Annotated in this window: 20 protein-coding genes; 13 read left to right on the top strand and 7 right to left on the bottom strand. The window is 67.5% G+C overall.

Going from position 1 to position 23,291, the window contains the following annotated elements; all coding sequences use genetic code 11:
* Positions 1–74: 74 nt before the first annotated feature.
* Positions 75–911, bottom strand: coding sequence for a 16S rRNA (adenine(1518)-N(6)/adenine(1519)-N(6))-dimethyltransferase RsmA (rsmA, locus tag CVV72_RS34720; protein ID WP_219148283.1), 837 nt, complete (start codon positions 909–911; stop codon positions 75–77).
* Between the two features lie 40 nt (positions 912–951).
* On the opposite strand from rsmA, the gene CVV72_RS34715 reads away from it, so the two are divergent.
* Positions 952–1,536 carry a GNAT family N-acetyltransferase gene (locus tag CVV72_RS34715; RefSeq protein WP_219148281.1) on the top strand — a complete coding sequence of 195 codons (585 nt, stop codon included), beginning with the start codon at positions 952–954 and terminating at the stop codon, positions 1,534–1,536.
* Positions 1,497–2,687: a DUF222 domain-containing protein gene (locus CVV72_RS34710; protein ID WP_219148279.1), complete on the top strand. Its 1,191-nt coding sequence runs from the start codon at positions 1,497–1,499 to the stop codon at positions 2,685–2,687. The genes CVV72_RS34715 and CVV72_RS34710 overlap by 40 nt, the downstream gene beginning before the upstream one ends.
* 56 nt (positions 2,688–2,743) lie before the next feature.
* On the opposite strand, the gene CVV72_RS34705 is transcribed toward CVV72_RS34710, so the two are convergent.
* From CVV72_RS34705 to metG, 3 genes are all read right to left on the bottom strand, one after another.
* Positions 2,744–4,123: a resuscitation-promoting factor gene (locus CVV72_RS34705; RefSeq protein WP_219154322.1), complete on the bottom strand. Its 1,380-nt coding sequence runs from the start codon at positions 4,121–4,123 to the stop codon at positions 2,744–2,746.
* 413 nt (positions 4,124–4,536) lie between these two features.
* On the bottom strand, positions 4,537–5,373 hold the full coding sequence (locus CVV72_RS34700) for a TatD family hydrolase (RefSeq protein ID WP_034305634.1): 837 nt from the start codon (positions 5,371–5,373) through the stop codon (positions 4,537–4,539).
* A gap of 7 nt (positions 5,374–5,380) precedes the next feature.
* A complete protein-coding gene (metG, locus tag CVV72_RS34695; protein ID WP_219148277.1) occupies positions 5,381–7,174 on the bottom strand; it encodes a methionine--tRNA ligase in 1,794 nt (597 codons plus the stop codon).
* A gap of 62 nt (positions 7,175–7,236) precedes the next feature.
* On the opposite strand from metG, the gene CVV72_RS34690 reads away from it, so the two are divergent.
* The 5 genes from CVV72_RS34690 to CVV72_RS34670 all read left to right on the top strand — a co-directional run bounded on the left by CVV72_RS34690 (position 7,237) and on the right by CVV72_RS34670 (position 11,780).
* The gene (locus CVV72_RS34690) at positions 7,237–7,833 is read left to right on the top strand and encodes a PadR family transcriptional regulator (protein WP_219148275.1); all 597 of its coding nucleotides are present in this window, start codon (positions 7,237–7,239) and stop codon (positions 7,831–7,833) included.
* 88 nt (positions 7,834–7,921) lie between these two features.
* On the top strand, positions 7,922–8,932 hold the full coding sequence (locus tag CVV72_RS34685; RefSeq protein ID WP_219148274.1) for an ATP-binding cassette domain-containing protein: 1,011 nt from the start codon (positions 7,922–7,924) through the stop codon (positions 8,930–8,932).
* Positions 8,922–9,686 (top strand): ABC transporter permease, encoded by a 765-nt coding sequence (locus CVV72_RS34680; RefSeq protein ID WP_126736485.1) that lies wholly within the window; start codon positions 8,922–8,924, stop codon positions 9,684–9,686. The genes CVV72_RS34685 and CVV72_RS34680 overlap by 11 nt, the downstream gene beginning before the upstream one ends.
* Positions 9,687–9,772: 86 nt before the next feature.
* Complete coding sequence (locus CVV72_RS34675) at positions 9,773–10,393, top strand: glycoside hydrolase family 25 protein (protein WP_219148273.1); 621 nt, start codon at positions 9,773–9,775, stop codon at positions 10,391–10,393.
* Positions 10,394–10,502: 109 nt separating this feature from the next.
* On the top strand, positions 10,503–11,780 hold the full coding sequence (locus tag CVV72_RS34670) for an aminodeoxychorismate synthase component I (protein WP_219148272.1): 1,278 nt from the start codon (positions 10,503–10,505) through the stop codon (positions 11,778–11,780).
* A gap of 1 nt (position 11,781) precedes the next feature.
* Here the strand turns inward: CVV72_RS34670 and CVV72_RS34665 are convergent, their stop codons facing one another.
* Positions 11,782–12,741, bottom strand: a complete 960-nt coding sequence (locus tag CVV72_RS34665; protein WP_219148271.1) for a zinc-binding dehydrogenase — start codon at positions 12,739–12,741, stop codon at positions 11,782–11,784.
* Between the two features lie 179 nt (positions 12,742–12,920).
* On the opposite strand from CVV72_RS34665, the gene CVV72_RS34660 reads away from it, so the two are divergent.
* Complete coding sequence (locus CVV72_RS34660; protein WP_255632812.1) at positions 12,921–13,397, top strand: QsdR family transcriptional regulator; 477 nt, start codon at positions 12,921–12,923, stop codon at positions 13,395–13,397.
* Here the strand turns inward: CVV72_RS34660 and rsmI are convergent.
* The gene (gene rsmI / locus CVV72_RS34655) at positions 13,394–14,230 is read right to left on the bottom strand and encodes a 16S rRNA (cytidine(1402)-2'-O)-methyltransferase (RefSeq protein WP_219148270.1); all 837 of its coding nucleotides are present in this window, start codon (positions 14,228–14,230) and stop codon (positions 13,394–13,396) included. The two genes, CVV72_RS34660 and rsmI, sit on opposite strands and share 4 nt — an antisense overlap.
* Before the next feature lie 68 nt (positions 14,231–14,298).
* On the opposite strand from rsmI, the gene CVV72_RS34650 reads away from it, so the two are divergent.
* The 3 genes from CVV72_RS34650 to CVV72_RS41800 all read left to right on the top strand — a co-directional run bounded on the left by CVV72_RS34650 (position 14,299) and on the right by CVV72_RS41800 (position 17,645).
* Positions 14,299–15,870, top strand: a complete 1,572-nt coding sequence (locus tag CVV72_RS34650) for a dolichyl-phosphate-mannose--protein mannosyltransferase (protein ID WP_219148269.1) — start codon at positions 14,299–14,301, stop codon at positions 15,868–15,870.
* Positions 15,871–15,954: 84 nt separating this feature from the next.
* Positions 15,955–16,998 (top strand): DUF3558 domain-containing protein, encoded by a 1,044-nt coding sequence (locus tag CVV72_RS34645; protein WP_219148267.1) that lies wholly within the window; start codon positions 15,955–15,957, stop codon positions 16,996–16,998.
* Between the two features lie 77 nt (positions 16,999–17,075).
* Positions 17,076–17,645: a hypothetical protein gene (locus CVV72_RS41800; protein WP_255632358.1), complete on the top strand. Its 570-nt coding sequence runs from the start codon at positions 17,076–17,078 to the stop codon at positions 17,643–17,645.
* A gap of 80 nt (positions 17,646–17,725) precedes the next feature.
* Here the strand turns inward: CVV72_RS41800 and CVV72_RS34635 are convergent, their stop codons facing one another.
* Positions 17,726–19,507 (bottom strand): serine/threonine-protein kinase, encoded by a 1,782-nt coding sequence (locus tag CVV72_RS34635; RefSeq protein ID WP_219148265.1) that lies wholly within the window; start codon positions 19,505–19,507, stop codon positions 17,726–17,728.
* Between the two features lie 185 nt (positions 19,508–19,692).
* Between CVV72_RS34635 and CVV72_RS34630 the strand changes: the two genes are divergently transcribed.
* Together CVV72_RS34630 and CVV72_RS34625 are read left to right on the top strand one after the other, a co-directional pair.
* The gene (locus tag CVV72_RS34630) at positions 19,693–21,564 is read left to right on the top strand and encodes a propionyl-CoA synthetase (protein ID WP_219148263.1); all 1,872 of its coding nucleotides are present in this window, start codon (positions 19,693–19,695) and stop codon (positions 21,562–21,564) included.
* A gap of 109 nt (positions 21,565–21,673) precedes the next feature.
* Positions 21,674–23,266, top strand: coding sequence for a family 20 glycosylhydrolase (locus CVV72_RS34625; RefSeq protein ID WP_219148261.1), 1,593 nt, complete (start codon positions 21,674–21,676; stop codon positions 23,264–23,266).
* Positions 23,267–23,291: the final 25 nt, after the last annotated feature.

Below are 23,291 nucleotides of genomic sequence, written 5' to 3'. Positions count from 1 at the left end.
GGGGTGGATCACGCAGTCACACTGCCTTGACCTGGCGCCGTTCGCGCGGCTCCGGTCACACCTGCGACAGGTGGTCAGCCGGCGGCCGCGGCGATCCGGGCGAACTGGTGAACGTCCAGCTGCTCCCCGCGGGTTTTGGGGTCGATCCCCGCCTTTTCGAGCAATTCGCCCGCGCGTTCGGCGGAACCGGCCCACGACGCCAACGCGGCGCGCAAGGTCTTTCGCCTTTGCGAGAAGGCGGCGTCGACCACCGCGAACAGCCGCTCCCGATCCACGGACGACACCACGTCGCCCCGTTCGAACGCGACCAAGGCGGAGTCGACGTTCGGAACCGGCCAGAACACCGCCCTGGGCACCGCGGCGACCTTGCGCGTCTTCCCGTACCAGGCGAGCTTGACGCTGGGCACGCCGTATGTCCGGCTTCCCGGCCCCGCCGCCATTCTGTCGGCGACCTCGGTCTGGACCATTACGAGGCCGCTGGTCAGCGACGGCAATTCGGCCAGCAAGTGGAGCACGACGGGAACGGCGACGTTGTACGGCAGGTTCGCGACGAGCGCCGTCGGCCGTGCCGGCAGGTCGTCCGCGGTGATCCGCAACGCGTCCGCCCCGACGACCGTCAGCCTTTCGGCCCCACCTCGTTCGGCCACGGTGCTGGGCAGCCGCCCCGCCAGAACAGGATCGATTTCGACCGCGACGACCTCGGCGCCAGTCGCGAGCAGTCCGAGTGTCAGCGAGCCGAGGCCCGGCCCGACCTCCAGGACGACGTCGCCTTCACCGATCCCCGAGAGGTCGACGATGCGGCGCACCGTATTGGGATCGTGCACGAAGTTCTGGCCGAGCTTCTTGGTCGGACGTACGTCCAGCTCGGCCGCCAGCGCCCTGATTTCCGCAGGACCGAGCAGTTCAGTCACCCGACGATCGTAACCAGGTCCGGTAAGCCACGATTGGCCGGTGGACGACGTCGTACTCGATGGAGACAAAGTCCGGCTGCGCGATTGGCACCCGTCCGACCTCGGGCCGCTCCGCGACCTACTCGACCCCGGGCGGCCTTGGCACAAAACGAACGGCCCCTACTTCGGCACGCCGAGCACGGCCGCCGCCGAATCCACAGCGCGCGAACTCACCACGACCAAGACCGCGAGACCCGATCCGCGCACCAGTCTCGCCGTGTGCGACCTGAGCAACGGACGACTGATCGGCCGGGTCGGCTGGTATTGGGAAAGCAGGCAGACCGACTGGCGGCGGATGGGCCTGGCCATCTACGACGAGCGGTATTGGGGCGGCGGGTTCGGCACCGAGGCCTTGCGCATGTGGACGACCTACTTGTTCTCCCGCACCGACGCACTCCGTCTGGACTTCGCCACGTTCTCGGGTAACCCGGGAATGATCGCCGTCGGACGACGGCTCGGATTCGTCGAAGAAGGCCGGTTCCGGCGCGCCCGGCGCTGGTCCGGCGGCGTCCACGACGCCGTCGTCTACGGGGTGCTCCGCGAGGAATGGGACCGGACGCATCAGCAGGGCCAGGGACCGGCCTGATCCGCCCCCACCATCCGGATGGCTTTTCCGAAGCGACACGCATCCCACTCAAGGGTGATCGGCGCAGGTCCGCACAGCCGGAGCGTAATGATCATCCACCCGATCGATACCGTGCATTCGTTCGAATCTGCCTCGACAATCGAGGGATGACCAGCACAAACATTCCCAAGGCCTTCCCGCTCAATCTGCCGGAAGGTGACGCCGAACTGCTTCTCGACGAGTTGCAGACGCGGCTACGCGAAGGGCGACGTCTTGTCGCCGAAGTCGGCCAGATCCTGGCCGAGATCGAGTCACGTGGTGTCCGTGATCTCTACGGGCACAACTCGATCGCCGTCTTCTACGAGCATGTGGCCCGGGTACCTCGGGCGGAGGCTCAGAGAGTGACCGGAAGAGCGCTGGCGCTCAATTCGAGACGGGCGCGCGACGGCACGTCGATCGACCCCGTCGCGCCCCTCACCGGTACCGCGGCCGCCACCGGCGCGCTGGCCGAAGCCAGTATCGATCGGATCGTCACGGTCATGAAGAGGTTGCCCGAGCACGTCACCGCGAGCGCACGCCTCGAGGCCGAGAAGGGCTTGGTCGAACTCGCCTGCGTCGCGAGACCGCGTGACGTCACGGTGGCGGGCACAGACCTGCTCGCACAACTGGACCCGGATGGAAACCCCAAAGACGATCCCGCTCCGCAACGGCGGCGGAGCGAGTTCTGGTTGCGCCAGAAACGAACCGGCCGCTGGGACATGCGCGGCGACCTCGATGCCGAGACTGGCACCCGCCTGAACGCGCTCCTCGTACCGCGGGCCTATCCGGCTCCCGACGGAGGAGCCGACGACCGTTCGCCGGCCGAGAGACGCGGGGACGCGTTCTCGGAGATCGTCGAGTTCGCGGAAACCGGCCCGGACATCCCCGTGCCCAGGAAGAGCTCGGAGCAGGTCGCCGAACAGCCTGAGGCAGCCGAGCCTGCTGAGGAGCCCTCAAACCGCTCCAAGCCCGCCCAGGCGCCGCCTCAGGGCCGCCAAGGCCCATCCCGTAGCGGTGGTGTTCGAGACCCGTCCAGGAACGTGGCCCACATCCGGCCTGCGCGCTGGTGGGCGAGACTCTCGAGACCGAGAGCCGGGAACCCGGCTCAGCCTCCGAAGCCCCTAACGGCCTGAAGGCCACCTTGCGGGCGAACCCACAGGGTGACCTTCAGGAAGGAGGATGATCTGCGTCAGGCTTTCTTGCCGCAGTGCGGCCAAGCGCTGTAACCACCACGGTCCTCGCGCACCTTCTCGGCGACAGCGATCTGCTGGGCCTTGCTGGCCTGGTGCGGGTACGCGGCGTACTCGTCGCCGCCGTAAGCGTCCCAGGTGCTCTTGTTGAACTGCAGGCCACCGTAGTAGCCGTTGCCGGTGTTGGCGGACCAGTTACCGGTCGACTCGCACTGCGCGATGCGGTCCCACGCGCCGGCGTCCCCGATGACCGGGTCGGCGGGCTTCTTGGTACCGACCTTGACGATCTTGGGCTTGGCCTCGGTGATGACCTCTTCCGAGACCTTCTCGCGGCCGACCTCTTTGCCGTTGCGCTTGGTGACCTTGTAGGTGACGGTCTTCTGGCCGGGAGTGCCCGGGTCCTCGACCTTGGTCTTGCCCTTTTCGAGGTTCGGGTCGTCGACCTTCTGCTCGGGCGGGGCGATTTCCTCGTCCTGCTTGACCATGGTGACGCCGGTCCGGCTGATGTGGACCTCGGCGCCGTCGACCAGTTTGACGTCGAGACCACCGACGGCCTCGTCGTCCGGGCCGAGGGTCATCCGGAGCTCACCGAGGAATTCCTTGGTGGTGACCGAGTTGGTCTGCACCTTGCGCGGTTCGTTCGCGCCGTCGTAGACCGTGACGTTCTTGAGGGTCTTGACCTCGACGGTGGCGCCCTCGAGCGGAAGCTCACCGTTCTGCGGGAGCGAGGTCCAGGTGCCGGCCTTGGCGAGGTCGGCACGGCCGAGCTGGTTCAGCGCGTCACCGAGGTTGGTCGCGCGGACCCAGGACTCCTGCTGCGGTGCGCCGTCGACGATCAGGTTCAGCTTGCGGCCGCGCTCCAGCTTGATGACGCCGCCGTCGCCCACCTCGGCCTGCGGCGAGGGCGAGAGAGAGTCGTGCGCACCGACCGAGAGACCGGCGTCTTCGAGGACCTCACCGACGGTGTCGCCGAAGCTGTGGACGGTCTGCTGCTTGCCGTCGACGTCGAGCGTGACGCTCTTGTTCATCGCCATCGCGGCCGCGCCGCCACCACCGAGGGTGAGCAGCACCGCCATGACGGTTCCCTTGAGGAAACGCTTCTTCCAGACGCGGGTCGAGTTCGCGATGACCTCGTCCTTGGTCGCGGCCTTCATCGGCGCGCCCGCGGTGCGGTCCTCGGCCAACTCGTCCGGGATGACGATCGGCGGGAGCATGGTGGTCTCGGCGCTGATGAGGCGGATCAGCTCGTCGACGTCGACGTCGATCTCGGCCATCAGGGTGTCGGCGTCGGGGCCGAGCGCGGCCAGGACGTCCTGGTGCGTGATGCGCGGATCGTCGGAGTAGTCGAGCTCGCCGTACTGAGTGTCGCGGTCGAGCACGGCAACCGAACCGGCGGAAGCGAAGGTGTTCGTCTCTGCGCCGAGGCGCGAGCCATCCTGCCTACTGCTACCAGTCACTGGGTCGTTCCCTTTCCCAAGACGTCGAGGAGCTCGACAACCACTCCACTACGTCCTTCGTCTCGATGCGCACTTCGGCACACCTCTAGAAGTCCGACACCCGCAGCCAGCGCCATCGTCACGGTTCCAGGCCGTACCTCTCCTGGTTCCGCTTCCCCGACGTGCACTGACGTGACTGTGGGCGTAACAGCCGGAAACCGCATGAGCGGGTACCGACCGGCACGATCACGGGACAGTAACGAACCTCGCCGGGTTGCGCAAACACCGCCCGGAGTGTCGTGACGTTGGTCACTCATCAGAGTGGACCACTGCTGATCACTAATGTCGCAATCCGTTCAACCGGTGGTGACTGTCGGCAAACCGAAGACCCGCTCAGCGGTCGTTCGCACCGATTCGGCCACCTCGTGTACCGCCTCGCCCCTGAGCGAAGCGAGGTGTCGGACCGTGTAGGCGGCGCAGTAGGGCTCGTTCGGGCGCCCACGGAACGGATGCGGGGTCAGGAACGGAGCGTCCGTCTCGACGAGGTACTGGTCCGCCGGAACGATCCGTGCCGCCTCGTGGAGCCCGCGGGCGTTGCGGAAGCTGACCGTGCCGGCGAACGAAAGCACGTATCCCGCGTCGACGCACCGGCGCGCTATGTGCTCGTCACCGGAGAAGCAGTGGAAGACGACCTGTTCGGGCGCTCCCTCTTCCTCGAGGATTCGGAGGACGTCGTCGTGGGCGTCCCGATCGTGGATCATCAGCGGTTTGCCGATCCGCTTGGCGAGATCGATATGCCATCGGAAAGCGTCCTGCTGAGCGTCGTGGGGCGAGTAGTCCCAGTAGTAGTCGAGGCCGGTCTCGCCGACCGCGACCACTCTGGACTCTCTGGCGAGACTCTCCACTTCGGATTTCTCGGGCTCGCCGAAATCCTTGGTGCGCGTGGGATGGATCGCGACGGCGGCCCAGACCCGCGGGTCCCAAGTGGACGCTTGCGCGGCCCAGCGAGCGGACGCGAGATCGTCCGCGACGGTGATCACCCGCGAAACGCCGGCGCGTTCGGCGCGGTCGACCATGGCTGACACATCAGCCGCGGTGACCGCGCCGCACGCGTCGAGGTGGGTATGCGCGTCCACCACCGATACCGGCAACCTGTCCGGGATCGGTGGCAGTTCCTTCTTCTCCGCACCCATCAGCTGATCACTTCGAGATCGGCGCCCATTCGGGGCCGGTCTCGCCGAGTTCGGGGTCCAGCTTGGCGAACAACGGGGTCGGCTTCTCCAGCGGCTTGCCGACCTCGATCGGCACGGACTTCCAGCGCGCCTGCTCGGTCTTGTAGTCCCCGGTGATGATGGGGTTGATCCGGCCGGGGATGTCGAGGTCCTCGACTTCCTGCAGTTCGGGCTGGGCCGCCCAGACACCGGTGCCGCCGAGCGCCTCGTGCACCTTCTGCGCCGAGTGGGGCAGGAAGGGGGTCAGCAACGTGTTGGCGTCCGAGACGACCTGCAGAGCGGTGTGCAGAACGCTGTCACGCCGGGCGGGGTCGTCCTTCAGCTTCCAGGGCTCCTGGTCCGACAGGTACCGGTTCGCGGCGGTGACGACGCGCATTGCCTCGCTCGCCGCGGCCTTGAACCGGGACCGCTGCAAGTGGGCGCCGGCGGTGTCGAACGCCTTGCGGGAGAGCTCCTTGAGCTCCTCATCGGCGGCCGTGGGAGCGTCGGGACGCGGAATCGCGCCGACGTTCTTGTGGGCCATGGAGATGGACCTGTTGACGAGGTTGCCCCACTCGTTCGCCAGTTCGAAGTTGGTCCGGCGGACGAACTCGTCCCAGGTGAAGTCGGTGTCCTGGGTCTCGGGGCCCGCGACCGAGATGAAGTACCGCAGCGTGTCCGGGCCGAAGTCGCGAAGGAAGTCGTGGACGTAGATGACCGTGCCGCGCGAGGTCGAGAACTTCGAGCCGCTCATGGTGAGGAACTCGCTGGAAACGATCTCGTCGGGCAGGTGCAGCTTGCCGTACTTGCCTGACACGCCGCCTCGATCACCCTCGCCGTTGTGGCCGAAGAGCAGAGCGGGCCAGATCTGGGCATGGAAGGTGATGTTGTCCTTGCCCATGAAGTAGTAGGAGCGGGCGTCCGGGTTGTTCCACCACTCCTGCCAGGCGTCCGGGTTACCGGACCGGCGCGCCCACTCGACGCTAGCCGAGAAGTAGCCGATGACCGCGTCGAACCAGACGTAGAAGCGCTTGAGCGGCTGGTCGCGCCAGCCGTCCAGCGGGATCTTCACGCCCCAGTCGAGATCGCGGGTGATCGGCCGCGGCCGCATGTCGTCGATCAGGTTCTTCGTGAAGTTGAGAACGTTCGGACGCCAGTCGGTCTTGCTGGACAGCCATTTGCCCAGCGTTTCGACGAACGCCGTCAGATCGAGGAAGTAGTGCTCGGTCTCGACGAACTTCGGCGTTTCACCGTTGATCCGGGACTTGGGGTTGATCAGTTCGGCGGCGTCGAGCTGGTTGCCGCAGTTGTCGCACTGGTCGCCGCGGGCACCGTCGTAGCCGCAGATCGGGCAGGTGCCTTCGATGTACCGGTCGGGCAAGGTGCGGCCGGTCGAAGGGCTGATCGCGCCCCGGGTCGTCTTGGGGACGACATAGCCGTTGCGGTGCAGCGCGAGGAAGATCTGCTGCGTGACCTCGGCGTGGTTGCCCGTGGTGGTGCGGGTGAACAGGTCGTAGGTGAGGCCCAGGCCCTGCAGGTCCTGGCCGATCTGACGGGTGTACTTGTCGGCCGTCTGCTGGGAGGTCATGCCTTCTTTATCGGCCTGGACGGTGATCGGGGTGCCGTGTTCGTCGGTACCGGACACCATGAGCACCCGGTTGCCGGCCATTCGCTGGTAGCGGGAGAAGACGTCGGACGGGACGCCGAATCCGGACACGTGGCCGATGTGGCGGGGGCCGTTGGCGTAGGGCCAGGCCACCGCAGTCAACACTGGGGTGCTCATGCTTGTTTAGCCTACGGACGTCGTCCAAGGCATTGTTGTCCGGGAGAGGATCGGAGGCCTCGGTGTCCGCCACGCGTCTGCTGGTGCTGGGTGTCGTGCGCATGTACGGGAAGGCACACGGCTACCAGGTCCGGCGCGAGCTTCTTTCGTGGGCGGCGGACAAGTGGGGCAATGTCCAGCCGGGTTCGATCTATCACGCACTGAAGAAGATGACCACCGAGGGCCTCCTGGAACAGGTCGAGGACGCCGAGCCGGGCAGCGGGCCCGATCGTGTCGCCTACAGGCTGACCGAAGACGGCGAGACCGAGTTCCTCGTACAGCTAGGGAGGGCGTTGTCGAGCGACGACGCGACCGGGTACTCGCTGTCGGCGGCGGTCACTTTCATGCCGACCCTTCCGCGCGCGCAGGTACTGGCTCTGCTGAAGCAGCAGTTGGCGAACATGGAAGCGCACGCCCAGTCGACTCATTACGCCCGCGAACACGCCGTCGACCTGGGGAAACCGCCACACGTGAGCGAGCTGTACCGCCTGTGGAGCGCGCACGCGGAAGCGAACGTGACCTGGATGCGGGACCTGATCGGCCGTCTGGAAGCCGGCGAGTACGTGATGGCGGGCGAAGGCGGAGACGACGAAGCCGTGTTCGGCGCACCGCCCGAGTAATCAAATTTGACTATGGAACGACTTCTAGGGCACAGTGCGTCCTGCCGCTAGTCAAACTTGACTAGATGGGCGCCCGAAAGGAGTAGACATGATCAAGGCACGCGGCCTTGAGCGGCGTTTCCGCCGCAAGGGCCGCAATGGGGGCGAGGTCCACGCCGTCAAAGGCGTCGATCTCGACGTGTCGGCCGGGGAACTGGTCGGCTTCCTCGGACCGAACGGCGCGGGGAAGACCACGACCCTGCGCATGCTGACGACGCTGCTCAAGCCCACCGCCGGCGAGGCGACGGTCGGCGGCTGCGATCTGCTCGCCGACCCGCTGGGGGTGCGTCGGCGAATCGGTTATGTCGCCCAGGGCGGCGGCACCGCGCCGGCGAGCAAGGTCATCGAGGAGATCGAGTTCCAGGGCAGGCTGTACCGGATGGGCAAGGCGGACGCGCTCGCACGCGGGGCCGTCCTCGCCGAGCAACTGGACCTGGCCGGGCTCGACCAGCGGATGACCGCGACCTTGTCGGGCGGGCAGCGCCGCCGGCTCGACATCGCGCTCGGGCTGATCCACTCACCCGGTCTCGTCTTCCTCGACGAACCCTCGACCGGGCTCGACCCGCAGAGCCGGGCGAACCTCTGGGACCACATCCGGCGGCTGCGCGACGAGCAGGGCGTCACGGTCTTCCTGACCACGCACTACCTCGACGAGGCCGACGCGCTCTCGGACCGGCTGATCGTCATCGACGACGGGAAGATCGTCGCCGAGGGCACACCGGACTCGTTGAAGGCGCGGGTTTCCGGCGACAGCGTCGTCATCGGGGTCTCACCGGAGTCGGCGGCCGAGACCGCGGAGGTCGCGGGCCGTCTCGAAGGGGCGCACGAGCTGACCGTCACCGACGGCACCGTGCGGTTCCGCGTCCCGCGAGGCGACACCGCGATGCCCGAACTGCTTCGGGCGCTGGACGCGCGTGGCATCGCGATGGCGTCCATGCAGGTGCACCGGCCGACGCTGGACGACGTCTTCCTGACGCTGACGGGCAGGAGCCTGCGCGACGCCGAAGAAGGCGCATCAGCCGACCCCGCAGCCGAGAAGGAGGCCACGCATGTTGCATGACACCTGGTTGATCTTCCGCCGCGACATGCTCGCGGCGTTGCGCAACCCGACGTGGCTGGCCATCGGCGTGATGCAGCCGCTGCTCTACTTGTTCTTCTTCGGGCCGCTTCTGGTGAAGTCGCTCAACGCGCAAGGCCTGTCCGATGTGGACGGCTGGATGATCTTCACCCCGGCGATCATCGCGCAGCTCGCGCTGTTCGGCAGCTCTTTCGTCGGGTTCGGGCTCCTCGCGGAGTACCGCATGGGCGTGGTCGAGCGGATGCGGGTCACACCGGTGAGCCGGGTGGCGCTGTTGCTGGGCAAGGTGCTCGCCAACGCGCTGCAGACGATCGTCCAGGCCCTGCTCATCATCGCGCTGGCGTATCTGGTCTTCGACCTGAACGCGCCGTTCGGTGGTGTCGTGCTCTGCCTGGCGATCGTCTTCCTTTTGGCGATCACGTTGGCGTCGTGCTCGTACGCGCTGGCGTTGACCCTCAAGAGCGAAGACTCCTTCCCGGCTCTGCTCAACGCGGTTCTCATGCCCCTGCTGCTGCTTTCCGGAATCCTGATCCCGATCACCGCGGGCTCGGCACCGGAGTGGCTGTACACGATTTCCCGTATCAATCCGTTCCGGCACGTGGTGGATGTCGAGCGGAACAGTTTCCGCGGTGACTTCTCGATGGACGCCTTGTTCACCGGGAGTGTCGTGGTGCTGGTCATGGCCGTTCTGGCCATCTGGTGGGGCTCGCGGACGTTCCAACGCGAAAACGCCTGAGACACGCTGAACCGAAAGGTCACCTTGCGGCCGCTCCGCGGACGTAGGGTGACCTTTCGATCGTTCTGGGGCGAAATTCGAGGCAGGTGAGTTCGATCGATCCGGAAGGTGAGCACGGCGTCACCCTGTCCCACCGCGAGACGGTGACGGACTGGGCGGCGGTGCGTGGTGCCGACATCCGGTTCGCTTCGGTCACCGTCACCGAAAACACCAACTGGCGGGACGTCGCGGCGGAACGCAATCTGACCGGCGCGCAGCACGCGGGTATCCACACCGGCGCACGGCATTACGCCCGTCCCGGCGCCGTCCACGACCAGGCCGACCATTTCGTGCGGACGGCGAGCGCGCTCGGCGCCTTCGCGCCCGGTTCTCTCGCGCCCGCGCTGGAGGTGGAGGCACCGAGCGTCGACGACCGGTTCATCAAGGCGTGGATCAAGCACGTCCGGAACGCGGCGCGTGTCGAACGCGTGCTGGTGTACGCGGGGCTCGACTGCTGGACGAACCGCTTGCACCCGGACAAGTGGGCGGACAGCGAAGTGGTCTTGTGGCTGGTCAGGCACAACGAAATCCCGGGACGGCCGGGATGGTTCCACTCGCGATTGGGCCTGCATCAGCACGGTTTCGGTACCGGGTTGCCCGGGGTGGACGGGCCGATCGCGCAGGACGCCGTGGTCTACCCGTTCAAACTCACGGATGTGCTTCTGTAGTGCCCACTGCGTGACGGCGGGTGTGCACGATGTCACCGCATGGTCGCGGATCTCACTTTCCGACCGGCGCGGGTTGCGTTTCCGGCCGCCCGGACGGTGACAATGTCGCGTGCGGTTGATGTGCCGGAGGCTGCGGACGGACGTCGGGCCCGAACGGGCGCTGGCGGTCCTCGGTGTACGCGCCGAAAAGCTCGGGCTCGCACCGCCCGCCGCGCTGTGCGGAGAGTGGTTCTCGTCGCGCGCGGTCATCGCGCTCAACGCTTCCCTGGCTCCTGTCCGGGACGTGGCGGAAGCGTTCGCGATCCCCACTCGGCTGCCCGAGGTTCGAGATGCGGTACCCGGCGCGGTCGGGGGCGGCTGGTTCGGTTACCTGGGTTACGACCTGACCGATCCTTCTGGCCGATCCGGGGCGCTTCCTCCGGCCGCGTGGGGCTGGGTCGATCGGGTTCTCCGGCTGGACGCCGACGGCTCGTGGTGGTTCGAAGCCTTGGTTCACGAGGGGACCCCGGATCCGGTTGGCGAAGTGGCCGCGGTGGAATCCGCGCTCGCCGAGGTTCCCGAAGCGACGACTTGGAGTTCCGGTCCGTTGTCGCGCCCGCTTCCGTCGGAGCACTACGACGCGGTCAAAGCCTGTGTGCACGCCATCGAGGCCGGCGAGCTGTTCCAGGCGAACATCTGCGCTCGCTTCGGCGGAAAGTTCGCCGGCGACCCGATCGCGTTGTTCGCCGAGGGCGCGCGTCGCCTTGGAGCACGCCGGGCGGCGTTCCTCAGCGGCGGCTGGGGCTCGGTCGTGTCGTTCTCCCCCGAGCTTTTCCTTGCCAGACATGGGCGGCAGGTCCGGTCGACCCCGATCAAGGGCACGCTGCCGCGGCGGAACGCCGCTGACGCGCATCTCGCGCAGCGACTGCGGGAATCCACCAAAGACGTCGCCGAGAACGTGATGATCACCGATCTCGTCCGCAACGATCTCGGGCGGGTATGCGCCACCGGCACCGTACGGGTGCCCGAACTTCTCGCGGTCCGGCCCGCGCCGGGCGTCTGGCATCTTGAGTCCACTGTGGAGGGATCGCTCGCCGACGGGATCGACGACGCGGCACTGCTGGCGGCCACCTTCCCGCCAGGCTCGGTCACGGGCGCGCCGAAGATCCGCGCGCTGGATCTGATCGCCGAGCTGGAGCCGGCCGCGCGCGGCGTCTACACCGGCGCGATCGGGCTCGCATCGCCGATCGCCGGGCTTGAATTGAACGTCGCGATCAGAACCTTCGAAATCCACGAAGGCACGATCGCGCTGGGAGTCGGCGGTGGGATCACCGCCGACTCCGACAGCGAAGCGGAATGGCAGGAATGCCTGCACAAGTCCGCTCCGCTGGAGCGCCTGCTCGGCTGACCTACTTGGTGGGGTCCAGCAGCAACTTGCCCATCGTGCCGCGCGAGCGCAGGGCCTCGTGCGCGGCGCGCGCGTCGGACAGCGCGTACTCGCCGCCGGCGATGGCGCGGACGCGGCCGGCGAGTGCCAGCTCGAAAAGCTCGTCGAGCGCACGCCCGAAGACGTTTCCGGGGAGCTTGAAGGCGTGCGGCAACCACATCCCGGCGACGGTGGTGCTGTGCCCGAGAAGGTTGCGGGCTTCGATCGGCTTCGGGTTCTCGCGGCTGGCCATCCCGTAGAACGCGAGGCGGCCGAACGGCGCGAGGGCCGCGATGCTCTGGTCCGTGACCGTGCCGCCGGTCATGTCGAGCACGATGTCGACGCGCTTGCCGCCGTTCGCCTCGCGAAGGGCGTCCGTCATGTTCTCGGCGCGCGAATCGATGGCGACGTCGGCGCCGAGTTCGAGGGCGAGGGCACGCTTCTCGTCGCTGCTGGCGGTCGCGATGACCCGGCCCGCTCCCCAGGCCTTCGCAAGTTGTACCGCGATGGAGCCGACTCCTCCCGCGGCCGCGTGCACGACGACGGATTCGCCGGGTTCGAGGTGGGCGCTCTTGCGCAGCAGGAGTGAGGCGGTGGTGCCCTGGACGATGAAGGACAGCGCGGTCAAATCGTCGACACCGTCCGGGACGCCGAAACTGGTGACCTCGTCGGCCACCGCTCGCTCGGCGTAGCCGCCGCCACCGTTGAGCAGCGCGACGACACGCTTGCCGTCCGCGGTGCGGCCGACGATCTCGCCGCCGGGGACGAGCGGGAGCTTGCTCGGCGCGAGGTACGAGTTCTCGGCTTGGTGCGTATCGGCGTAGTTGATGCCGATCCGGTCGACCTCGACCAGCTGCTGACCTGGGCCCGGGACGGGATCGGGAAGATCGACGAGGTTGAGCACCTCGGGTCCGCCGAACTCGGTCACCTGTACTGCGCGCATCCGCATCCTCCTCGTCGAGAGGTAAGACATTCTCGCATATGTCTCATCGATGAGACATGTCGTGATATGTTTCACTCATCGAAACCGCACTCGAACGCCAGCTGACCTCGCCGCGCCCGGACGCCCTGCGCGCGTTCACGATCGCGCGCGCCCGGTTTCTGGAAGGGCGCCGGGTGGACATGGGCGAACTCGCCGGTGAGCTGGGGATCAGCCGGGCCACCCTGCACCGGTGGGTCGGCGGCCGGGACCAGCTGCTCGGCGAGATCCTGTGGTCGATGACCGTCGAGGTCTTCGAAGCGCGGGCTTCCGGCAAACTCGGCCGCGGCGCGGAAGGGATCGCCGACCTCGTCGGCACCTTCGTCCGGACCGTGAACGGCTCGAAACCGTTCCGGCAGTTCCTGCGCACCGAGCCCGAGCGGGCGCTGCGGATCCTGACGACGAAGGCCAGCGTGGTGCAGAGTCGCGCGATCGCGAAAATGCGCGAGTTCCTCGACGAGGAGGTCATGGCGGGCCGGCTCACCCCGCCGCTGCCGGTCGAGGACCTCGCCTACCTGCTCGTGCGGATCGGCGAGTCCTTCATCTATACGGACGTCATCACCGGCGCGGAGCCCGATGCAGGGAAGGCGCACGCGGCCGCGACGGCCTTGCTCTCCTAGCTCTTACGGGACGCGAGCACTGCGTCGTAGAGCTCCTTCTTCGACACACCGGTCGCTTCGGCGACTTCGGCGGCGGCGGACTTGAGGCGTTCACCGGCCGCGACCCGCGACGAGACTTCCGAGACGAGGTCCTCGACGCTCACCGAACGCGGCGGCGCACCCGACAGAACGACGGTGATCTCGCCCCTGACCCCGTCGGCGGCCCAGGCCGCCAACTCCGGCAGAGTGCCCCGTTTGACCTCTTCGTAGGTTTTGGTCAGTTCGCGGCAGACGGCGGCACGACGGTCGGACCCCAGGACTTCGGCGGCGTCGGCGAGCGTGCTCGCGAGACGGTGCGGAGATTCGAAGAACACGGCCGTACGGGGCTCGTCCTTCAGCGAACCGAGCCATTTCGCGCGTTCGCCGGGCTTGCGCGGAGCGAACCCTTCGAAACAGAAACGGTCGCAAGGCAGGCCGGACAGCGCCAAGGCCGTGGTCACCGCCGACGGGCCGGGCAGGCAGGTCACCGGCACGTCCGCCTCGACACAGGCCGCCACCAGGCGGAATCCGGGATCCGAAACACTCGGCATGCCGGCGTCGGTCACCAGGACGACCGTTTCGCCCGACTGGAGCGATTCGAGCAGTTTCGGCAGACGAGCCGTCTCGACGTCCTCGTAGAAGCTGACGACGCGCCCGACCGGCGAAACGTCGAGTGCCGCGGTGAGGGAGCGCAGGCGCCGGGTGTCTTCGGCGGCGATCACGTCGGCCGTCGCGAGGGCTTCGGACAGGCGCGGCGAAGCGTCACGGACGTCTCCGAGCGGGGTGGCTGCCAGCACGAGGCGTCCTTCGGTCATTCCCGAAGGTTAACCGGTTCGCAGATCCGGACACCGAGTTCACTCTTCCGCCCGTAGGATCATGCCCCGTGACCGCACTGCTGACCCGGGACAACGAGAGCGTGCGGCCGGATCCGGTCGACGCGCTCAGGCCACCGAGTGACCGGGAGGCCACCCTCCTCGGCCGCGGCATGCCGACCGATCGCCTGCGCGGCTGGGTCGTCACGCTGGTGCTGACGCTCATCGGCGGCATCGTCCGGATCCAGAACCTGGGAACGCCCACGGACAAGGGCACGCCCGTCTTCGACGAGAAGCACTACGTCCCTCAGGCGTGGCAGATGCTGCGCAACGGCGGTTACGAGGACAACTACGGCTACGAGCTGATCGTCCACCCGCCGCTGGCGAAGCATCTCATCGCGATCGGCGAATGGCTGTTCGGCTACAACGCGTGGGGCTGGCGGATCATGCCAGCGCTGGCGGGCACGCTGATCGTGTTCCTCACGATCCGGATCGCGCGGCGCCTCACCCGCTCGACCCTGCTCGGCGCGGTCGCGGGAATCCTGGTGATCAGCGACGGCGTCCTGCACCTGCAGTCCCGGATGGGGATGCTCGACATCTTCATCGCGCTGTTCGTCCTCGCCGCGTTCGCCTGCGTGCTGTGCGACCGGGACCAGGTGCGGCAGCGGCTCGCCGTGGCCGTCCGCGAAGGCTGGATCGACGAGTCCCGGTTCGGGCCGAAGCTGGGTTTCCGGTGGTGGCGGTTCGCCGGCGGCCTGATGATCGGGCTGACCTTCGGCGTCAAGTGGTCGGCGCTCTACTACATCGCCGCGTTCGGTCTGCTCACCGTTTTCTTCGACGTCGCCGCGCGGCGGGCCGCCGGGGTGCAGCGGCCTTGGGTCGGCACGTTGCGCCGCGACGTGCTGCCCGCGCTGTGGGCGATCGTCGTCATCCCGATCCTGGTGTACCTCGCCTGCTACTGGGCCTGGTTCGCGAGCGAGACCGCGACCGACCGCAACTACGTGGCGATCAAGGACATCGATCCCGGTTTCTGGGCCTGGATGCCGCCCGCGTTGCGGTCGCTCGGCAACTACACGATGAACGTCCTCGATTTCCACGCGAACCTGGTGACGCCCAAGGACAAGCCGCATCCGTGGGAGTCGAAGCCGTGGACCTGGCCGATGGGCCTGCGGCCGATGCTCTACGCGTACGCGGGCGGTACCGACGCCACCGGCTGCGGCGAGTCGACCTGCGTGCGGGCGACGATGCTGATCGGCACGCCCGCCATGTGGTGGCTGGCCCTGCCGATGCTCGGCTGGAGCGTGTGGCGGTCGGTCTTCCGCGCGGACTGGCGCTACGCAGCCGTGCTCGTCGGTTACCTCGCCGGGTTCCTGCCGTGGTTCACCAACCTCGACCGCCAGATGTACTACTTCTACGCGACGCCGCTGGCGCCGTTCCTGGTACTCGGGTTGACGCTGGTCCTCGGGCAGATCCTCGGCAGCGCGAAACGCGGTTTCGAACGACGGGGCACCGGCATGCTCGTCGTCGCGCTCTACGTGGGTCTCGTCGTGGCCAATTTCGCCTGGTTGTGGCCGATTCTCAACGGCAACGCGATCACCAACGATCACTGGAACGCGGAGTTGTGGCTTCCGTCCTGGAAGTGACCTCGCCCGGTTGAGCGAAGATCCAGCGAGACGCCCGGAAGCGACTTAGACTCCCGTCCGAATTGAGGATTTCTGGGGGTCGTCATGTCTCGTTGGCCGGTTTTCGTGGCCGTTGCCCTGCTGCTCACCGGGTGTTCCAGCGCCATCGACGGAAAGGCTTTCCGCGAAGGCTCGGCACCGGGTGCGAGCGATACGAAGTTTCCGCGCTACACCCCGCCCGCCGACGGGTCGGGTTTCAGTGATCAGGTGCTCGACCAGCCGCTGGCCCTGCCTGTGGAACAGGGCGAGGAAGGCTGCGATTGGCTGGAGTCGATCAAACCCGATCTGCAACCGCTCGGCCTGGTCAGTACCAAGGGCACGCTCAGCGGTTGCCAGTTCGTGTTCCCGAACAACAAGGGCGCGCAGGTGCACGCCTACAGTCCGTACAGCTGGATCACCCAGGACTCCCCGGTGATGGAGCCGGTGGAGATCGCCGGGATCAAGGGCCGGACCTACGCTTTCGATCCGGAACCCGCGACGTTCTGTTCGGTCAACATGGACGTCCGCGCCTACGCCTCGATCGCCGTCGACGCCTACGACGTCGACAATGACGAAGGCGGCACTCGCGCGGAACACTGCGAGTTGGCGAAGAAGGTCGCCGAAGTGGTGCTGAAGAAGTTCGTCCCGCTCGCAGGCGGCACACCGGCGCCTAGCACCGTTCAGGAGCCTCCGGCCGAAGCGTTGAAGAACGCGGACGTCTGCGAAGTCGTCAAGTTCACTCACGCGAATTACGCCGGAGTCAACGCGGGCCGCGAAGGCGCCCAGAAGGGCGAAGGGCCGCTGGGACCGACCTGCACCCACGAAGTCCCGTACGCGAAGGCCGTAGGCATGTACACGAACGGCACAGGCGGCCTCGAAGCCGTGCCGCCGAAAGCGGGCGCGGAAGTCCGGAACGGGCAGTTCGGCACCTTGAAGGCCAGGTTCGAGCAGACCGCGGAGGCCTGCGCCCTGAGTGTCCAGCTGAGCAACGGCCAGGTCGTACAGGTCGACTTCGTGGGCAAGAAGAAGGAAGCGATGCCGCGGACCTGTGTCTCCGCTCAGCTCATCTTGTCCGTGTCGATGCTGGCCTTGATCACCGGGGACTCCTGATTTTGCGGTTTCGGATGTGACACTTACGTCCGAGTTGTTACTCTTCCCTGGTCAACAGTAGTACGACAGGGGGCATCATGACGATCCGACCGCTCGGAGCGGCCTGCGCGGCCGCGGCGTTGTTCTTGATCGCGGGATGTGAGGAGCAGACGCCGGGCGCCGCGTCGCCGCAGACTTCGGCCGTTCCGAGCACTTCCGAAGCACCGAACAGCAGCTCGAGCGCGCCTACGTCGACTACACCTGCCAGCGCTACCGCACCTTCGGCGACCGCCGCGACAGTCAGCAAGCCCGCCACCGGCGGGGCTGTGGCGCATACGCCGGACGGCGCCGCCGCCGTGATGGAGGAGTTCCATCACGCGCTGGGCGCCAAAGACCTGGATACCGTGTGCCGGATTTCGGCGCCCGCCTACGACGGCGGGATGAAGGAGTGCCGCAGCCTCACGCCGATGCTGTTCGAGATGTTCACGCCCGCGGATCTGAAGAACCTGAAAGCCACCCGGGTCGACCGCGCGAAGGTGAAGAGCAAGGGGCCCGACCAGGTGACCATCCCGCCCAACGCGATCGCGCCGAAGGCAACGATCATGGACGGGGATCCCAAGATCTTCACCATGGGCTGGCGGGGCGGGACCTGGGTCATCATCGACTGAGAGAGAGCAAGGGACCTTTGCTCGCGTTCGTTAGTACGCTAACTAACGCGAGCAAAGGTCCCTTGCTCTCTCTCCGCAGGTCAGCGCGGGTGACGCTGGGGCTGGGCCTGCTTCTGCGGCTGCTGGTGGGGCTGCGGTTGCGACTGCGGGGGGCGGCGCGGCACGATCTGCGTCACCGGGCCGTCCGGCGACTTGCCCGCGCGCGCGAGCCAGCCTTCGACGTCACGGCGCACGGCGGTGAGCGTCGGACGGCGGCGGGGCTCCTGGTCGAGCGACGCGATGAGGATGCGCGCGTGCGCGCTGCGGTTCGGCAGCTTCGACACCGGTTCGGCGCGGGCGGCGGCCATCAGCGCGGCCATCGGGGTCTCCCGGGTGCCGCGCGGAGGCTGGCCCGAGAGCGCGTAGCTGACCGTCGCGGCGAGCTGCCAAGCGTCCGAAGCCGGGCTGGCCGGAGAGCCCATCGCCTGCTCGGGAGCGACGAAGTCCGGCGTGCCGATCATCATCCCGGTCGCGGTCATCTTCGAGTCGCCCTGGCTGCGGGCGATGCCAAAGTCGATGAGGTGGGCGAGCCCGTTGCGGTCGAGGATGATGTTCGACGGCTTGAGGTCCCGGTGCAGCACACCCTTCTCGTGCGCCGCGGCGAGCGCGCCGGCCATGGTCGACCAGAGCCGTCCGGCGGCGATGTCGTCGAGCGGACCCTGCGAGTCGACGATCTCGGCCAGCGAGCGCCCTTCGAGGTACTCCATGACCAGCGCGAGCCCGTCGGGTTCCTCGACCAGGTCGTACACCTTCACGCAGTTGGGGTGGTTCACCACGGCCAGTGCCCTGGCCTCGCGCTGCATGCGCTCTTCGGTGTCCCGGTCCGGCGCGTGCGCGATCTTCAGCGCGACCGTGCGGTTGAGCTGGGTGTCGACCGCTTCCCACACGGTGCCGAAGCCACCGTGACCGAGCCGGCGGACGCGCTTGTAGCGGCTGCCGCCGGAGTTGCGGGAACCCGGGGGCGGCGGGATCGGGCCCGGGACCGCGGCCAGCGCGGGCGGTTCGGGCGCCTGTGCCAGCGCGGTCGCCGGATACTGCTTGGCGGGCGGGGGCGGTAGTTGCGGCTGCGGTTTCGGGGCGGGCGGCTCCGGGCGGTACGGCTCGATCTTCTGCCTGGGCTGCGGGTCGGGCCGGTTGATCACCGACCACGGCGGCGGGCCGACGAGCGCGACCGGGATCAGGCCCAGCACGCTGAACGGCAGGAACCCGAGCCAGAAGTGCACGGCCGTGTTCGCGCCCATGCCGACACTCGCCAGCACCATCAGCACGAACGGGATCCAGAAGAACCGCGAGGGCCACTTGGGGCCGCGACGGAACGCGGTGCGCGCCTGCAGCATCACGAACAGCAGCGACAGCGCCGGCAGCCCGACCAGGAGGATCAGGTAGAAGATGTAACTGAGCTGCATCCCGTTCGGGTAGAACAGGACCTCGTACACGTTCTGGCCTCGGCCGAGGTACTCGCTCTGCTTCCCGATCAGCGGGCTGTAGTCGGCGTTGAAGGTCGCCAGGTCACTGCTGGAGAAGCCGGACTTACCGCCCGATTTGGACGCGGCCTCCTGGTACGTCTGCGAAACCCCGGTGGCCAGCAGCCACGGCAGCAGGAAGACGGCGACGACGCCGATCCCGCCGAAGATGGACAGGGTCACCACGTCGTAGCGGTTGCCGGTGCCTTTGCGGATGATCGCGACGACCATCGCTCCCAGTGCGGGCAGCAGCGCGACCAGCGCTCCCGCGGTGCTCGTCGCCCACACCCAGTCCCCAGGCCAGATCCCTGGTCCGAACAGGCTGTGCGCGAACGAAAGCAGCGCGCTCGCTAGTCCCATGGACCCTGCTCCCCTCGCTCGTCGAGGCCGTTTCCGGCGGTTTTTCCCTTGGTCCAGCTTAGGACGCTCCATGCCCGCACAGGGTTGCCGGGTTGTCGCGGGCGTCTCCCCGCCGTTACCACCGGGCATCGGCCCGTCCGGAAGTCCATGATGGGGTCCGGTACCCGAACGCGAAGGAGCATTCGATGCACGCCGAGTCGTACCAGCGGAGCCTCGATGACCCTGAGGGTTTCTGGCTCGAAGCCGCGCAGGCGATCGACTGGACCCGTCGGCCGACGCGGGCCCTAGACGCGTCGAAGGCGCCTTTCTACCGCTGGTTCCCGGACGGGGAGCTGAACACCGCGTTCAACGCGCTCGACCGGCACGTGCGGGACGGCCGCGGTGAGCGGACCGCGCTGATCTGGGATTCTCCCGTCACCGATTCGGTACGCCGGTTCACCTACGCGGAACTACTGGACGAAGTCGCTCGGTTCGCGGGCGCCCTCGCGTCTCTCGGCGTCGGGAAGGGCGACCGCGTCATCGTGTACATGCCGATGGTCCCCGAGGCCGCGGTCGCGATGCTGGCGTGCGCCCGGCTCGGCGCGGTGCACTCGGTGGTGTTCGGCGGCTTCGCGCCCAAGGAGCTCGCGGCGCGGATCGAGGACGCGAAACCCAAGGTCATCGTGGCCGCGTCGTGCGGGATCGAACCGACGCGGATCGTCGAATACAAGCCGATCATCGACGAAGCGCTCACGGGCACCGTCCATCAACCGGACAAAGTCGTGGTGTTGCAGCGGGAGCGCGCCCGCGCCGAACTGGGCGAACGCGACGCCGACTGGACTGAACTCGTCGCGAAGGCCTCCCCCGCCGATCCGGTGCCGGTCGCGGCCACCGATCCGCTGTACATCCTGTACACCTCCGGCACGACGGGGAAGCCGAAAGGCGTCGTGCGCGACACCGGCGGGCACGCGGTCGCACTGGCCTGGTCGATGGGCGCGATCTACGACATCCAGCCCGGTGACGTCTGGTGGACGGCGTCCGACGTCGGCTGGGTCGTCGGCCATTCCTACATCGTGTACGCGCCGCTCCTCATCGGGGCAACGTCGATCATGTACGAAGGCAAACCCGTAAATACCCCGGACGCGGGCGCGTTCTGGCGGGTCATCGCCGATCACGGGGTGAAGGCGTTGTTCACCGCGCCGACGGCGTTGCGGGCGATCAAGAAGGTCGATCCGGACGCGGCCGAAATCGAAAAATACCAGCTCGGCGGGTTCAAGACGTTGTTCATGGCCGGGGAACGGCTCGATCCGGAGACATACCACTGGGCGCACGGGAAACTCGGGGTGCCGGTGATCGATCACTGGTGGCAGACCGAGACCGGGTGGCCGATCGCGGCGAATCCGCGCGGGCTGGAACCGATGCCGGTCAAACCCGGTTCCGCGACGAAACCGGTGCCGGGCTGGGACGTACGGATCCTGGACCAGGCGGGCGACCCGCTCCCCGCCGGGCGGGAGGGCGCCATCGCCATCAAGCTGCCGCTCCCGCCGGGTTCGCTGCCGACGTTGTGGCAGGACGACGAGCGGTATCGCGAGGCATACCTTTCGCGGTACGAAGGGCACTACCTGACGGGTGACTCCGGATACGTCGACGAAGACGGCTATCTGTTCGTCATGGGCCGCACCGACGACGTCATCAACGTCGCCGGCCACCGGCTTTCGACCGGTTCGATGGAAGCCGTGCTGGCGTCGCACCCCGCCGTCGCCGAATGCGCGGTGATCGGGGTCCGGGACCAGCTGAAGGGGCAGCTTCCGCGCGGCTTCGTGGTGCTGAAATCGGGCACCGACGTCGACGCGGAAACGCTCAAGGCCGAGTTGGTCGCACTGGTACGCCGCGACATCGGCCCGGTCGCCGCGTTCCGCGACGTGTCCATTGTGGACGCGTTGCCGAAGACGCGGTCCGGGAAGATCCTGCGCAAGACCATGCGCGGGATCGCCGACGGCCGCGACGAGCAGGTGCCTTCGACGATCGAAGACGCGAGTGTTCTCGATGCCCTGAAAGCGGTTCTGCGCGGCGAGTGACCGGTGATCGGTACGGCGTACTGGTCCGATCGGGTGTTGTCGTGTTTGCCCTATTGGTCTATACCTTCTCAAGGAAGAGAGTCTCCAGTTATCCGACCGGAGGTGCTCCATGAGTAAACGCCTGTCCAGAACCGTGCTCGGCTTGGCGGTCCTGAGTCTCGTGACGCTCGGCCTGCCCGCGACGGCGAACGCGGATTCCGCGGCCGGGTGGCACGCGAAGGCCGAACGGACCGTCACCGACGTCGTCCCGGCGCCGGTCGACGCGAAACCCGATCCCCGCTCCGACTTCCGGCTCGGTCCCGCGACCGTCATCCGCACCGACCGCGAAGGCAGGCAGGTCGCCGAGTACCTGGCAGGCCTGCTCCGGCCCGCCACCGGCTACCGGCTGCCCGTCGTCAGCGGTCACCGTGGCGGCGGCCCCGCCATCTCGCTCGAGACCGGCCACGCGAGCGGCCGCGTGGGCACCGAGGGCTACCAGCTCAAGGTGTCGCGCTCCGGCGTGACCTTGAAGGCGAACACCGACAAGGGCCTGTTCCTCGGCGTGCAGACCCTGCGCCAACTGCTCCCGTCCGCGATCGAGGCGAAGACCGTCCAGAAGCGATCGTGGGTGGTTTCGGGCGGCACGGTGCTCGACTATCCGCGCTTCGGGTACCGCGGCGCGATGCTCGACGTCGCCCGGCATTTCTTCACGCCGGCGCAGGTCAAGCTCTACATCGACCAGATCGCGCAGTACAAGATCAACACGCTCCACCTGCACCTGACCGACGACCAGGGTTGGCGGATCGAGATCAAGAGCTGGCCGAAACTGGCGACCGTGGGCGGCCAGACGGCCGTCGGCGGCGCTCCCGGCGGCTACTACACGCAGGAGCAGTACAAGGACCTGGTGCGCTACGCGGCTTCGCGGCACATCACGATCGTTCCCGAAATCGACATGCCGGGGCACACCAACGCGGCGCAGTATTCCTACGCCGAACTGAACTGCGACGGCAAGCCGATACCGCCGCGCACCGACATCGAGGTCGGCTACAGCTCGCTGTGCATCGGCAAGGACATCACCTACAAGTTCGTCGACGACGTCATCCGCGAACTGTCGGCGATCACCCCCGGGAAGTACATCAACATCGGCGGCGACGAGGCCCACTCGACCACGCCGGAGGACTACCAGACCTTCGCCACGAAGGTGCATCCGATCGTCGCCAAGTACGGCAAGACGATCACCGGCTGGCACGACATCGCCAAGACGAATCCGCCGCTTTCGGCCGTCCCGCAGTTCTGGGGCACGACCGGGACGGACGCCCACGTCGCCGCGGCGGCGGCGCGGGGCAACAAGATCCTGATGTCGCCCGCGAACAAGGCGTACCTCGACATGAAGTACCACCCGCAGACGCCGCTCGGGCTGAGCTGGGCCGGGCTGATCGAGGTCAAGACCGGTTACGACTGGGATCCGGCCACGTATCTGCAGGGCGTGTCGGAGAAGAACGTCATCGGCGTCGAGGCTCCGCTGTGGTCGGAAACGCTGATCACCAGTGACCACATCGAATTCATGGCGTTCCCGAGGCTTCCCGGGTACGCCGAGATCGGCTGGTCGCCGAAGGACTCCCGGACCTGGGACGCCTACCGGCTCCGGCTGGCGAAGCAGAGCCCGCGCTGGGTTCAGCAGGGCATCGACTTCTATCGGTCCACGCAGGTCGACTGGAAGTAGCGCGCTATGAACGGGCCGTTCCTTG

Source organism: Amycolatopsis sp. TNS106 (assembly GCF_019330265.1).
GTDB lineage: Bacteria > Actinomycetota > Actinomycetes > Mycobacteriales > Pseudonocardiaceae > Amycolatopsis > Amycolatopsis lurida.
The sequence above is the reverse complement of the archived record's forward strand: the minus strand, read 5'-3'. Positions and strand labels throughout refer to the sequence as shown.

Bases quoted from the DNA above. Each gene is read 5' to 3' on its own strand.
- CVV72_RS34680 (WP_126736485.1), top strand. From the start codon at position 8,922: ATGTTGCATGACACCTGGTTGATCTTCCGCCGCGACATGCTCGCGGCG.
- CVV72_RS34645 (WP_219148267.1), top strand. From the start codon at position 15,955: ATGTCTCGTTGGCCGGTTTTCGTGGCCGTTGCCCTGCTGCTCACCGGG.
- CVV72_RS34710 (WP_219148279.1), top strand. From the start codon at position 1,497: ATGGGACCGGACGCATCAGCAGGGCCAGGGACCGGCCTGATCCGCCCC.
- CVV72_RS34635 (WP_219148265.1), bottom strand. From the start codon at position 19,507: ATGGGACTAGCGAGCGCGCTGCTTTCGTTCGCGCACAGCCTGTTCGGA.
- CVV72_RS34660 (WP_255632812.1), top strand. From the start codon at position 12,921: ATGGGCGAACTCGCCGGTGAGCTGGGGATCAGCCGGGCCACCCTGCAC.
- CVV72_RS34700 (WP_034305634.1), bottom strand. From the start codon at position 5,373: ATGGGTGCGGAGAAGAAGGAACTGCCACCGATCCCGGACAGGTTGCCG.
- CVV72_RS34625 (WP_219148261.1), top strand. From the start codon at position 21,674: ATGAGTAAACGCCTGTCCAGAACCGTGCTCGGCTTGGCGGTCCTGAGT.
- CVV72_RS34665 (WP_219148271.1), bottom strand. From the start codon at position 12,741: ATGCGCGCAGTACAGGTGACCGAGTTCGGCGGACCCGAGGTGCTCAAC.
- metG (WP_219148277.1), bottom strand. From the start codon at position 7,174: ATGAGCACCCCAGTGTTGACTGCGGTGGCCTGGCCCTACGCCAACGGC.
- CVV72_RS34630 (WP_219148263.1), top strand. From the start codon at position 19,693: ATGCACGCCGAGTCGTACCAGCGGAGCCTCGATGACCCTGAGGGTTTC.
- CVV72_RS41800 (WP_255632358.1), top strand. From the start codon at position 17,076: ATGACGATCCGACCGCTCGGAGCGGCCTGCGCGGCCGCGGCGTTGTTC.
- rsmI (WP_219148270.1), bottom strand. From the start codon at position 14,230: ATGACCGAAGGACGCCTCGTGCTGGCAGCCACCCCGCTCGGAGACGTC.
- CVV72_RS34685 (WP_219148274.1), top strand. From the start codon at position 7,922: ATGATCAAGGCACGCGGCCTTGAGCGGCGTTTCCGCCGCAAGGGCCGC.